The sequence below is a fragment of the Streptomyces sp. NBC_01116 genome, assembly GCF_041435495.1.
Lineage (GTDB): Bacteria > Actinomycetota > Actinomycetes > Streptomycetales > Streptomycetaceae > Streptomyces.
Map to the genome: position 1 here is coordinate 2790263 of NZ_CP108644.1, position 12172 is coordinate 2802434.

The following is a 12172-nucleotide window of genomic DNA, read 5'->3' on the forward strand; positions in this document are numbered from 1 at the left end:
CTCCTCAGGGTGCGCCGGAGCCCGCGGCGTCGGGGGCCGGCCCGGCCGCGGCCCGCTCCGGGGCGGTCGCCGGGCGGGGGGAGACGGTTCCTGCCGGTTCCGGGTGGTCCGGCTCTTCGGGCGTCGCCGGCGTCGGCTTCTCCTCCGCCGGCTGCGGTGTCCCGGCTCTCTCCCGCCCTCCGGCCGCCGCGTCCGGCTTCTCCCGGGACGCGCCGGCCCCGGCGCGGACGGAGGGGGCGAGCGTCACGACGGCCGCCGAGACGGCCAGCACGCAGCCGATGACGCCGAAGGCGGTGCTGCTGCCCAGCGTCGTCAGCAGGAAGCCGCCGACGAGCGGTCCGAACGGCTGGACGATAGAGGAGAGGAAGCCCGCGGCGCTCTGCACCCGCCCGATCCGCTCCTCGGGAGTGACGACCAGCAGGGTCGAGAGGAAGCCGATGCTGGCGACGGTCGAGAGGCACATGCAGAGCGCGCAGAGCAGCCCGGCCACCAGCGGGCTGCTGAGCCAGGCCAGCACGGCGGCCGTTCCCACGCAGCTCCAGCAGGTGATGACGATGAGCGTCCGGACATGGCGCTCCGCCGCGAACCGGGGCGCGACCAGGGCCCCGACGAGGGCTCCCGCCGAGACGCAGGTGATGACGAAGCCGCCGCCGAGGCCGGAGCGCCCGCCGTCGGAGAAGACGGCGAGCGCGGTGAAGGTGAGGGCTCCGAAGGAGAAGTTCATGCCCAGCCCGAAGACGAGCAGCACCGTGCGCAGATAGGGCAGTTGCCACAGGAAGGAGAGACCCGCGGTGAGTTCCCGGCGGCTGAACACCGAACCCGCCCGGGTCCTGGCCTCCGAGCGGGTCCGCACGAGCGCCACACAGACGGTGGAGAGGAACAGCCCGAGGAACTGGGCGGTGAAGGGCAGGGCCTCGTGCACGCCGAACAGCGCGCCGCCGACGAGCGGGCCGACCAGCCGGGCCGTGGAGGTGCGCGCCTGGAGCCGGGCGGTCGCCGTGCTCATCTGGTCCGGCGGCACGACCGCGCGCATCAGGCCGAAGGCGGCGGGGGCGTAGACGCTGTTCAGCACGGCGCCGGAGGTCGCGACCAGCAGGACGAGGGCCATCGGGGCGTGCCCGTTCCACACGGCGACGGCCAGGGCGGTGACGGCCGCCAGGCCGCCCGCGTCGCACAGCCGCATCAGACGGCGGCGTTCGACCCGGTCGGCCATGACACCGCCCGGCAGCATCGTGATCAGCACGGCGCAGACGGCCACCGTTCCCACGGCGCCGGCCTGCACGGCGGAGCCGGTCTCCTTGAGGATCAGCAGGGGCAGCGCGATGGCGCTCATCTGGCTGCCCAGAACGGCGAAGAGGCCGCTCAACCAGAGCAGCCGGAAATCCCGGTTGGAACGGAGCGGCTCGGCCATCGTGGGCTCCCGTCGGTGGTGGTCGTTCGGCTGCGCGGGACGGGGCGGCCTCCGTGGTGCGCGGAGGCCGCCCCGGCTTCGGCCGGCGCCGCGACTGCGGGGCTCGGGCCCCGTCGGACGCGGCTACGACCGCACGGTCCGTTCGGTCAGCCCAGGACGAGGCTGACGGTGCTGACGCAGTTGCCGGGGGGCTGGATGATGTCGTGGTTGTTGGCCGTCTCCTGGAGGTCCAGGACGGAGTGCGCCTCGACCTCGGGGGTCTCCTCGGAGTCGTCGGCGGCGGGCTTGGTGTTCTCGGACATGGTGGTCTCCATCCACTCGTCACAGCGGGGCCCGGATTCCGTCGGGGATCGCCCCTCGGTGTCCGGTGCGGCCGGCCGTTGCCTGCCGTTGCCGAGAACGTTAGGAAGCCGGGCCTGGCGATCGCTTCGGCGGCGGTATGGCCCCGGTATCGGGCCAGTTGACGGCGTACGGCGGCCGGTCCGCGACCCTCGGCGGCCGCCCGGGGACCCGCCCCGACCTGGGCCCATACCGCCGCCGAAGCATCGGCGGACCGTCCGCGAACCGCTGCGGCGGAGCCTTGGGGACGCGCCCTACGCGCCCCGGCCCCGAAGGAGGCGGCCCGCATGGAACTCGCCGAACTCGTCGCACGGCGGCCCTTCCCGGCCGCCGGTCTGCTCCTCGGCCTCACCCGGCGCTGCCCCCTGCGCTGCGCGCACTGCTCGACCGGGTCGGACCTGTTCACCCGGGAGGAGCCGGACGGCGGCCAACTGGAGCGCTTCGTCGGCTCGTTCAGCGCGGAGAACCGTCCCGACGTCGTCATGCTCACCGGCGGGGAACCGCTGCTGCTGCCCGCGCTCGCCGAACGGCTCAGCACGCTGGCGCGCCGCGCCGGGTCCCGTACCGCGCTGCTCAGCGGGATGTTCTTCGCCCGGTCGGGGAGCCGGAGGGGCCTCAGAGGCGCCGCGGTTCCCCCCGCGATCCTGCGCGCGATCCGCTCCGTCGACCACTTCTCGGCCTCCCTCGACGTCCACCACGAGCGCGAGGTCCCGCGCGCCGACGTGTTCCGCGCCCTGCACCGGATCCGGGACGAGGGCGTGGCCGTGAGCTTCCACCTCACCGGGACCGGGGCGTCCGACCCGTATCTCGCCGACATCACCCGGGCGGTGGACCAGGAGTTCGCCGGCCGGGTCCCCTGTCTGGTCAACGAGGTGCGGCCGTTCGGCCGGGCCGCCTCCTGGGCCAGAGCCGCCCGCACCGGCCCCGACCCGGCGGCGGCTTCGCCGTGCTCGATGGCCGCCTGGCCGGTGGTCGCCTTCGACGGCCGGGTGCTGGCCTGCTGCAACCAGGACACCGTCGACAAGCGGCCCGTCCCGGCCCACCTGGACCTCGGGCACATCGGCGTCGACGACTGGGCGACCGTACGCGGCCGGGCACTGGAGTCCCCGATGCTGCGCATGCTCCGCACGGTCGGGCCCACGCATCTGGCCGCCCGCTACGGCTCCGGCGCCGGGGCGGGCTCCTACTGCGACGGCTGCCGGGCGCTGGGCGACGACGAGGCGGCGGCGGCCGGGGCCCTCGCCGTGGCGGGCGGGGCGGCCGGGGAGCTGCTGGACCTGACGGCCGCGGTGCGCGGCTCCCGGGAGGGCGCGCAGGGCGTCGTGCGCCGCCACGGCTGCGCCGCGTACGCGCCCCTGGTCGTCACGGGCGGGCCGGGGCTGCCGGAGACCGACGGGCAGGACCTCCGATGAGCACCGCGACCGACGGCACGCGGCTCGGCCGGGCGGGGGCCTCCGCGCGACTGCGGGTCAAACTCCTCCTGCTGGAAACGGAGTTCCGGGACGCCACGCACCACATGTGGCGTTCCGAAGGGCTGCTGCCGCGCTACCGGACGTATCTCTGCACCATGCACGCCGTCATCCGCGCCTCCGTCCCGCTGATGGAGCTGGCCCTCGACCGCGCCCGCGGCCTGGCCGCCTCCGGCGATCCGCTGGCGGCGCCGCTCGCCGCGTACCTGGAGGAGCACATCCGGGAGGAGGAGGGCCATGACGCCTGGCTGCTGGAGGACCTCCGGGCGGCGGGCGGCGACCCCGGGGACGCGCTCGGCCCGCTGCCCCCACCGCTGGTCGCCTCGCTCGTCGGGGCCCAGTACTACTGGATCGAGCACCACCACCCGGTCGCCCTGCTCGGTTACATCGCCGTGCTGGAGGGCTACGCGCCCGCGCCCGGTCTCACCGGCCGCATCGCCCGGCTGACCGGGCTGCCCGCCGCCGCGCTGCGGACCGTGCGGGAGCACTCGGTGATCGACACGGAGCACCTGGACGAGCTGTACGCGCTGCTGGACCGGCTGCCGCTCGGCCGGGAGCCGGAAGCGGCCGTGGCGGTCAGCGCGCTGCACTCCCTCGACGCGCTCACCCGGCTTTTCGTCCGGCTCGGGCGCTCCGCACCGGCGCCGTCGCTGCGGGGAGCCGGACCCGTCCCACTGATGGGAGTCACACCATGACCGGACCACCCGAGAGAGACGAACGGCCCGCTCTGCCCGCCGCGTTGTACGAGGCGGGCTTCCCCGTCGACCTGCTCACCGAGGAGCAGCGCGAGGTGCTGATCGGGCTGACCCCGCAGGAGCTGGCGGTGCTGCTGGACGTCAAGGGACGGCTGGACGCCGTGGGGCCGGAGGTCCAGGCGCACGGCGAGATAGCCGGCGGCGCCCTGTTCTGACCGGCGGCCGGTGACCGATCACCGTGACGGGCCCGGCGCCGGGGTTCACCGCCGCCGGGCCCGTCCCCGCCGGGGCGCGACCGCCCGGTGATCCGCCCGCCCCCTGGCCGCACGGCCCCTGAACGCGCGGCCCCTGAACGCACGGCCCCCGACCGCACGGCCCCCGGGAGAGAAGGACCCGCCATGAACTGCTCCTCGTGCCAGCAGGATCTGCCGCCCACGGCCCGGTTCTGTTCGTCCTGCGGGACGCCGTGCGCGACCGGCACGGCCCCCGGGTCCGGCCCGGTCCCCGCCGCGCCGCCCGGGGACGAACGCAAGCCGGTGACCGTGCTGTTCTGCGATCTGGTCGGATCCACCGCGCTCTCCGGAGTGCTCGACCCGGAGACGCTGCGCGCGGTGACCCTGCGGTACTTCGAGGCGATGAGCGCGGAGATCGTGGCGCGGGGCGGCACTCCGGAGAAGTTCATCGGGGACGCGGTGATGGCGGTGTTCGGCGTACCGGTGGTCCGTGACGACGACGCCCGCCGGGCGCTGGCCGCGGCGCTCGGGATGCGCCGGGCGCTGGCCCGGCTGAACGAGGAGCTGAACGCCACCCTGGGCATCGAGCTGGCCACCCGGATCGGTGTCAACACCGGGCAGGTGGTCGCGGGTTCGGACAACACCGCCCGGCAGGCCCTGGTCTCCGGGGAGACCGTCAACATCGCCGCCCGGCTGGAGCAGAACGCGGGCCGCGGCGAGATCCTGATCGGCCCGGGGACCCTGCTCGCCGCCGGCCCGACGGTGAGCGCCGAGCCCACCGGGCCGCTGCGGCTGAAGGGCAAGCGGGACAGCGTGGAGGCCTACCGGCTGCTGGCGCTGGGCGCGGACGACCCCGAGCTGCTGCGCCGCTTCGACGTCCCCTTCGTGGGCCGCGACGCCGAGCGGCGGGCCCTGGACGCCGCCCTGGAGCGGTCCGCCCGCGCCGGCGGGGCCGGGCTGCTGCGGGTCACCGGGGAGGCGGGCATCGGCAAGACCCGGCTGGTACGGGAGTGGCTGGCGGGGCGTTCGGCGTCCGGGGCGCTCACCTACGGCGCGGGGCGGTGCCGCAGTTACGGGGACCACGGCACCCTCGCCCCGCTGGCCGACGCGGTGCGCTCGCTGCTGGCGGCCGGGCCCGCGTCAGGTCCGGGACCCGCTTCCGGCCCCGGGCCCGCGTCGGGTCCCGGGGACGACGAGAGGGACGCGGGAGACGGGGTGGACGTGGGGGACACGGACGGCGGTCTCGCGGTCGACGACGCGATGGCCCTGCTGTCCGGCGGCCTGCTGCGCGACGGCACGCCGAACGCCCCCTTCGAGGACATGTGCGCGGCCCTGACGGCCGTCCTGGAGCGGGCCGCCCGGTCCCGCCCGGCCGTCCTCGTCCTGGACGACTGGCACGCGGCGGCCCCGCTGCTGGTCCGCACGGTGCGCCGGCTGACGGACGGCTCGGGGTGCGCGGGCGTGCTGGTGCTCTGCGCCGGGCGGCCCGACGGACCGGACGACAGGGGCGGGCCGGGCGAGGCGGCCGAGGGGGACCGGTCCTCCGCCGGTGCGGGGGCGCATCTCCAGCTCACCGGTCTGCCGCCCGGGGAGGCCGCGCGGCTCGCCTCCGGTCTCGCCGGTCCGGACGGCGAGCCGGCCCCGGTGGACGACCGGCTCCTGGCGCGGGCCGGGGGCAATCCGCTCTACCTGGAACAGCTCCTGGTCGGCGACCGGGCGGACCCGGCGGTCGCCACCACCGGCCCGGGCGAACCGGCCGCCGACGAGGATCTGCCGCCCACGCTCCAGGCCCTGCTGGGCGCGCGCATCGGGGCCCTGGCCCGGGCGGAGCGCGGGGTGGTGGACCTGGCCGCGGTGATCGGCCGGGAGTTCACCGCGCCGGAGCTGGTCCGGCTGGAGCTGTCCCTGCGGGCCGGCGAGGGCCAGGACGCCGCGCAGCTCGCCGGGGCGACCGGCGCGGCCGGGGCGGCCCCGGAGCAACGGCGGCACGTCGAGGAGGCGTTGGCGGTGCTGGGCCGTCGCCGCCTGGTGGAGTCGGGGCCGTCGGGGGGCCGGGAGGCGGCGGCGTACCGGTTCAGCAGCGGTCTGGTGCACGAGGTCGCCTACGCCTCGCTGTCCAAGCGGGCCAAGGCGGAACGCCACGCCTGGGCGGCCGAGCTGCCCAGCGTGCTGCGGAGCGGCGACGGCGCGGTCGGCGGCCATCTGGAGCGCGCCTACCGCTACCGCGCGGAGCTGGGCCTGCTGGACGATCCGGCCCGCCGGCTGCGCGAACGGGCCGCCGCGGCGCTGGGCCGGGCCGGGGCGCAGGCCGCCGCCCGGTCCGACCTGCACTGGGCCCACGGCCTGCTGGAGCGGGCGGTGGACCTGTGCCCCGGGGACCCGGCGGCGACGCGGCGGCTCGGCGAGGTCCGGGTGGCGCTGGGCCGCACCGGGGAGGGGGCCGAACTGCTGCGCCACGTAAGGGACTCGGGGTCCGACCCGGTGGAGGCCGCGCATGCCCGCCTGGCGCTCGCGGTGCTGGATCCGGGCGGCCCGGGGCCCGGCCCGGCCGCCGTGGCCCGGGCCGTGCTCCCGGTGTTCGAGGCGGCCGGGGACTCGGCGGGCCGGGCGCGGGCCCATCTGCGGCTCGCCCAGCAGTTCCAGCGGTCCGGGCGGCACGAGGAGGCGGAGCGGGACCAGGCGCGGGCCCTGGAGCACGCGGTGCTGGCCGGCGCGGAGCCGGAACGGGCCGGGGCGCTCGGCGCGATCGGCGTCTCCCTGTGGCGGGGGCCGGTCCCGGTGCCCGCCGCGGTGGTCCGCTGCCGGACGCTGCTGGCGGCGCACGGGGCGGGCCGGCCGACGGTCCGGGTCACCCTCAACTGCCCACTGGCGGTGCTGTACGCGCTCCACGGCCGGCCCGACGAGGCGTACCGCTGCCTGGCCGAGGCGGAACGGCTGGCCGGGAAGCTGGGGTTCGCCGAGGCGGAGGTCTTCCTCCCGGTGTTCCGGGCGACGGTGGAGGCGCTGCTCGGCAACGGCTCGGCGGCCCTGGAGCTGCTCGGCACGGCGGATGCGGCGGCCCGGCGCACGGGTGCGGTCGGAATGCGGACGGCGGTGGCCCTGGACGCGGCCCGGCTGGAGCTGGACGCGGGCCGGGAGGACCTGGCCGCGGCCCGGCTGGCGGGCGTCGGGGACACGTCGGGGCTGAGCCGTGCGGACGCGGTGGACCTGGCGGGGCTGCGGGCCCGGCTGGCGGTGCGGGACCGCCCGGAGGAGGCGGCGGAGCACGCGGACCGGGCGGTCCGGGCCTCGCTGCTCACGGACTCCCCGCTGGTGCAGGCGACGGCGGAGCTGGACCGGGCGCAGGCGCTCGCCGCCCTGGGCCGGTGGCCGGAGGCCGGGGCCGCGGCCCGGTCGGCCGGGGCGCACTTCACGGGCAAGGGGCACCTGCCGGGGGTGCGCCGGGTCGCCGGGTTCCTCGCGGACCCGCCCCGGCCCATGGCCACCACGAGGGAGAGGAGCTGACCGATGACGACCACGGAACCGGAACGGACGGGGCCGGGAGAGCCGCGGACGGCCCCGGGGGCGCGCAAGGCCCCCGGGCAGGGGCTGACCTGGAGTCTGCGCGGGCGCGGCCCCGAGGACGTACCGGTGCTGGCGGACCCCGGGCCGCCGCTCGGCCACCCCGCCGGGCCCGCCACCGGGCGCGGGGTACGGGTGTGCGTGGTGGATTCGGGCGTGGAACGGGACCATCCGCTGATCGGGCCGCTGGCCGGTTCCTGGGTGGTCGTCAAGGACCCGGAGAGCGGCGTGATCACGGTCGAGCCGACGACCACCGGGGACACCTGCGGGCACGGCACCGCGTGCGCGGGCATCGTCCGCCGCACCGCCCCGGAGTGCGAGATCCACAGTGTGCGGGTGCTCGGCGAGCGGTTCTCCGGCACCGGCGACGTCCTGATGGCCGGGCTGCGCTGGGCGGTGGAGCAGGGCTTCGACGTGGTCAACCTCAGCCTGTCGACCACCCGCACGCGGTTCGCGCAGGAGCTGCACAGCCTCGCCGACAACGCCTACTTCGCCCGTACGGTGATCGTCGCCTCGGCCCACAACACCCCGGTGGAGAGCTTCCCCTGGCGGTTCGCGTCGGTGATCTCGGTGGGCAGCCACCAGGAGGACGACCCCGAACTGCACCTGTACAACCCCGACCCCCCGGTGGAGTTCTTCGGCCCCGGCCAGAACGTGACCGTGCCGTGGCTGGGCGGCCGGACGATCCGCACCACGGGGAACAGCTTCGCCACGCCGTACGTCGCCGGGCTCTGCGCCCGCGTACTGTCCGCGCACCCGCGGATGACGGCCTTCCAGCTCAAGAACGCCCTCTATCTGTCCGCGGCCAATGTGCGCCACACGCCGCGTCCTTCCACTGCGGCAGGAGATGTCCGTGATGACTCCGAGATCTGATTCCGCCCCCTCCCTCTCCCCCACCGCCGCCGCGGTCGCCGACGCCGAGGTGGCGGACGCGCCGCGCAGGGAGTTGCTCCAGTCGGTCGTCGACGTGGCCCGCGCCATCTTCGGGGCCGAGGCCAGTTCGGTCTTCCTGCTCGACGAGGAGGCGGACGAGCTGGTCTTCCAGGCCGTGTCCGGGCAGGGCGAGGAGTTCCTCGTGGGCCGCCGGTTCCCGGCCGGCCGCGGGATCGCCGGGTGGGTGGCGACCTCCGGCGAGCCGATGGTGGTGGACGATCTGAGCGCCGATCCGTCCTTCGACCGTTCGCTGGCCGAGTCGACCGCGTACGTGCCGAACGCGCTGATGGCGGCCCCGCTCATCAGCGACTCCCGGATCCTCGGCGTGCTGGAGGTGCTGGACCCCTCCCCGCAGGCCCGGTCGGGGGTCAGGGAGCTGGACCTGCTCGCGATGTTCGCCCGGCAGGCCGCCGCCGCCCTGCGGGTGGTCACCCCGGAGCGGGTGCGGGAGGCCGAGCAGCGCGCGGCGTCCGGCGCGGGCCTGCTGGAGGGCGCGCGCCGCGAGGACGCGCTGAAGCTGCTGGGTAGCCTGGAGCGACTGCTGCGGGGCGCCGGCTGAGGAGGCCGACGCCCGGGAGCGGCCACGGGCCCGGCGCCCCGGAGCGACCACGGTCGGCGCCCGGGAGTGACCCTCGGCCCGGCGGGCAGGAGCGGGGCGAAGGCACTAGGGAAGGACCTGCACGATGAAGCTCGCATTCTCCACGCTCGGGGTGCCGGGAACGCCGGTCTCCGAGGTCGTCCGGCTCGCCGCCGGCAACGGCTACCAGGGGGTGGAGCTGCGCGTCCACCCCGAGGAGCCGGTGCACCTGGGGCTCTCGTCGCTGGAACGGGCCGATGTGGTCGAGGCGTTCAAGGCCGGCGGGGTGGAGATCCTGGCCCTCGCCGGGTATGTGAAGGCGGCGGCCGAGGGCGACGACGAACCGGTCCTGGCGGAGCTGTCCGACCTGGTGAAGCTCGCCCGGGACCTGGGCGCGTCCTACGTCCGGGTCTTCCCCGGCGGCGGCGACCAGGAGCAGGCGGAGGCCGACGCGACGGCCGCCCGGCGGCTCGGCGCTGCCGCACCGGCCGCCGCCGACATGGGTGTGAGCATCCTGCTGGAGACCCATGACTCGCACCGGGCGGGCCTCGACGCCGCCCGGGTCGTCGCCGCCGTCGGGCACCCCCGGGTCGGCGCGATCTGGGACGTGCTGCACACCTGGCTCGCCGGTGAGGAGCCGGCCGCCAGCCATGCGGTGCTCGCCCCGCACCTGGGATACGTCCAGGTGAAGGACGTGGCATCGGCGGACGACCTCACTCCGGTGGCGCTGGGCTCCGGGGTGCTTCCGCTGGCGGACTGCCTGGACGGGCTCGATCCGGACACGTGGGTGTGCTGGGAGTACGAGAAGCGCTGGCACCCGGGAGCGCCCGAGCTGCCGGGCCTGCTGGGCGCGGGGCGCGAACACCTGCTGCGACTCGGCGCGCCGAAGCAGTAGCCGGGGCAGGAGCGGCGGGGCGTCACGAGGGCTGGGGCAGGGTCGGTACGAGGGAGTGGGGCCGGTGCGAGGCGGCGTGCGCGCCCCGGCCGTCGGTGCGGGACGGCGCGGCCCCTTGACCGGAAGTTATTTTCCCTATAAGCGTACTTCCTTGAAAGTTTCTTTCACCCCGGGAAGGAGCTCACGTGCCCCACCGCACCTCAAGACGCACCCTCCTCACCGCCACCGCGGCCGCCACGGCGGCGGCGGCCACCGGCGCCCTCGCCGTCCCCTCCCCCGCGTCCGCGGACTCCGGACACGCCTCCAGCGACCGCCGGCTGCGACGGATCATCGCCGGAATGAGCCTGGAGGAGAAGGTCGGCCAGCTGTTCGTGACGCGGGTCTACGGGCACTCCGCCACCGACCCCGACCAGGCCGACATCGACGCGAACCTCAAGGAGATCGGGGTCCGTACGGCCGCCGAGTTGATCTCCACGTACCACGTCGGCGGCATCATCTACTTCACCTGGGCGCACAACACCCGCGACCCGCACCAGATCGCCGACCTCTCCAACGGCCTCCAGCGTGCCGCGCTCGCCGAGCGGTCCCGGCTGCCGCTGCTCGTCTCCACCGACCAGGAGCACGGCATCGTCTGCCGGGTCGGCGAACCCGCCACGCTGCTCCCGGGCGCGATGGCCCTGGGCGCGGGCGGCTCGCGCTCCGACACCCGCCGGGCGGCCTGGATCGCGGGCGCCGAACTGGCCGCGCTCGGCATCAACCAGAACTACGCGCCGGACGCCGACGTCAACGTCAACCCGGCCAACCCGGTCATCGGCGTGCGGTCCTTCGGCTCCGACCCCGACGCGGTCGCCGCCCTGGTCGCGGAGCAGGTGAAGGGCTATCAGGGCGCGGGCGTCGCGTCGACCGCCAAGCACTTCCCCGGCCACGGCGACACCAGCACCGACAGCCACACCGGGCTGCCCGTCATCAGCCACACCCGCGCGCAGTGGGAGGAGCTGGACGCCCCGCCGTTCCGCGCCGTGATCCGGGCCCGTATCGACTCGATCATGACCGCGCACATCGTGGTGCCCGCGCTCGACCCGTCCGAGGACCCGGCCACGCTCTCCCGGCCGATCCTCACCGGCATCCTCCGCGAGGAGCTGGGCTACGACGGGGTGGTGGTCACCGACTCGCTCGGCATGGAGGGCGTGCGCACGAAGTACGGCGACGACCGCGTGCCGGTCCTCGCGCTGCTGGCGGGCGTGGACCAGCTGCTGAACCCGCCGAGTCTCTCCGTCGCCTGGAACGCCGTGCTGGAGGCGGTGCGGGGCGGCGAGATCAGCGAGGCGAGAGTCGATGAATCGATCCTGCGGATCCTGCGGCTGAAGAGCCGACTGGGTCTGTTCCGCGACCCGTTCGTCAGCCGGCGGGGCGTCGAGCGCACGGTCGGCAGCCGCGCCCACCGGGCCGCCGCCGACCGGATCGCCGAGCGCACGACGACCCTGCTCGCCGACCCGGGAGCCCTGCTGCCGCTCTCCCGCCGCAGCCACCGCGAGCTGTTGGTGGTGGGGGCCGATCCGGCCTCCCCCTCCGGGACGACGGGCCCGCCGACCAGCACCCTGCGCGACGCCTTCGGCGAACTGGGCTTCAACGCGACGGCGCTGTCCACCGGTACGGCTCCGAGCCGGGCGAAGATCGTCGAAGCGGTCGCCGCCGCCGGGGGCAGGGACGCGGTGGTCGTGGCGACGTACAACGTCACGGCGACCAGCTCGCAGCGCACCCTGGTCACGGCCCTCGTGGCGACCGGCGTCCCGGTGGTCACGGTCGCCGTCCGCAACCCGTACGACGTCGCCCACCTCACCGGGACCGGAGTCGCCGCGAGCCTCGCCGCGTACTCCTGGACCGACGTCGAACTGCGCGCCGCCGCCCGGGTGATCGCGGGCCACGCCGAACCGGAGGGCACCCTCCCGGTCCCGGTGCAGCGCGCGGACGACCCGACGCAGGTGCTGTATCCGGTGGGCCACGGGCTGTCGTACTAGCCCTACGGCGACCGGACGGCCCCGCCCTCCGGCCCCGGACG

At 75.9% G+C, this 12172-nt stretch carries 10 protein-coding genes; 8 read left to right on the forward strand and 2 right to left on the reverse strand.

Annotation, left to right across the window (positions count from 1 at the left end; translation table 11 throughout):
* Positions 1-4 precede the first annotated feature (4 nt).
* Positions 5-1411 carry an MFS transporter gene (locus OG245_RS12115; RefSeq protein ID WP_371623527.1) on the reverse strand — a complete coding sequence of 469 codons (1407 nt, stop codon included), beginning with the start codon at positions 1409-1411 and terminating at the stop codon, positions 5-7.
* Between the two features lie 146 nt (positions 1412-1557).
* A complete protein-coding gene (locus OG245_RS12120; RefSeq protein WP_371623528.1) occupies positions 1558-1713 on the reverse strand; it encodes a hypothetical protein in 156 nt (51 codons plus the stop codon).
* Positions 1714-2037: 324 nt separating this feature from the next.
* Here OG245_RS12120 and OG245_RS12125 point away from each other — a divergent pair, with 324 nt between their 5' ends.
* The 8 genes from OG245_RS12125 to OG245_RS12160 all read left to right on the forward strand — a co-directional run bounded on the left by OG245_RS12125 (position 2038) and on the right by OG245_RS12160 (position 12131).
* Positions 2038-3162: a radical SAM protein gene (locus OG245_RS12125; protein WP_371623529.1), complete on the forward strand. Its 1125-nt coding sequence runs from the start codon at positions 2038-2040 to the stop codon at positions 3160-3162.
* On the forward strand, positions 3159-3914 hold the full coding sequence (locus OG245_RS12130) for an iron-containing redox enzyme family protein (RefSeq protein WP_371623530.1): 756 nt from the start codon (positions 3159-3161) through the stop codon (positions 3912-3914). The genes OG245_RS12125 and OG245_RS12130 overlap by 4 nt, the downstream gene beginning before the upstream one ends.
* On the forward strand, positions 3911-4129 hold the full coding sequence (locus OG245_RS12135; protein ID WP_371623531.1) for an aroma-sacti cluster domain-containing protein: 219 nt from the start codon (positions 3911-3913) through the stop codon (positions 4127-4129). Before OG245_RS12130 ends, OG245_RS12135 begins: the two co-directional genes overlap by 4 nt.
* Before the next feature lie 183 nt (positions 4130-4312).
* The gene (locus tag OG245_RS12140; protein WP_371623532.1) at positions 4313-7651 is read left to right on the forward strand and encodes an adenylate/guanylate cyclase domain-containing protein; all 3339 of its coding nucleotides are present in this window, start codon (positions 4313-4315) and stop codon (positions 7649-7651) included.
* 3 nt (positions 7652-7654) lie between these two features.
* Positions 7655-8581, forward strand: coding sequence for a S8 family serine peptidase (locus OG245_RS12145; protein WP_371623533.1), 927 nt, complete (start codon positions 7655-7657; stop codon positions 8579-8581).
* Positions 8565-9200, forward strand: coding sequence for a GAF domain-containing protein (locus OG245_RS12150; protein WP_371623534.1), 636 nt, complete (start codon positions 8565-8567; stop codon positions 9198-9200). Before OG245_RS12145 ends, OG245_RS12150 begins: the two co-directional genes overlap by 17 nt.
* A 124-nt stretch (positions 9201-9324) precedes the next feature.
* Positions 9325-10113: a sugar phosphate isomerase/epimerase family protein gene (locus OG245_RS12155; protein ID WP_371623535.1), complete on the forward strand. Its 789-nt coding sequence runs from the start codon at positions 9325-9327 to the stop codon at positions 10111-10113.
* A gap of 185 nt (positions 10114-10298) precedes the next feature.
* Positions 10299-12131: a glycoside hydrolase family 3 protein gene (locus OG245_RS12160; protein ID WP_371623536.1), complete on the forward strand. Its 1833-nt coding sequence runs from the start codon at positions 10299-10301 to the stop codon at positions 12129-12131.
* The last annotated feature ends 41 nt before the right edge of the window (positions 12132-12172 follow it).

Excerpts from the sequence above, each read along its gene's own strand:
- OG245_RS12115 (WP_371623527.1), bottom strand. The coding sequence starts at position 1,411 with ATGGCCGAGCCGCTCCGTTCCAACCGGGATTTCCGGCTGCTCTGGTTG.
- OG245_RS12120 (WP_371623528.1), bottom strand. The coding sequence starts at position 1,713 with ATGTCCGAGAACACCAAGCCCGCCGCCGACGACTCCGAGGAGACCCCC.
- OG245_RS12125 (WP_371623529.1), top strand. The coding sequence starts at position 2,038 with ATGGAACTCGCCGAACTCGTCGCACGGCGGCCCTTCCCGGCCGCCGGT.
- OG245_RS12130 (WP_371623530.1), top strand. The coding sequence starts at position 3,159 with ATGAGCACCGCGACCGACGGCACGCGGCTCGGCCGGGCGGGGGCCTCC.
- OG245_RS12135 (WP_371623531.1), top strand. The coding sequence starts at position 3,911 with ATGACCGGACCACCCGAGAGAGACGAACGGCCCGCTCTGCCCGCCGCG.
- OG245_RS12140 (WP_371623532.1), top strand. The coding sequence starts at position 4,313 with ATGAACTGCTCCTCGTGCCAGCAGGATCTGCCGCCCACGGCCCGGTTC.
- OG245_RS12145 (WP_371623533.1), top strand. The coding sequence starts at position 7,655 with ATGACGACCACGGAACCGGAACGGACGGGGCCGGGAGAGCCGCGGACG.
- OG245_RS12150 (WP_371623534.1), top strand. The coding sequence starts at position 8,565 with ATGACTCCGAGATCTGATTCCGCCCCCTCCCTCTCCCCCACCGCCGCC.
- OG245_RS12155 (WP_371623535.1), top strand. The coding sequence starts at position 9,325 with ATGAAGCTCGCATTCTCCACGCTCGGGGTGCCGGGAACGCCGGTCTCC.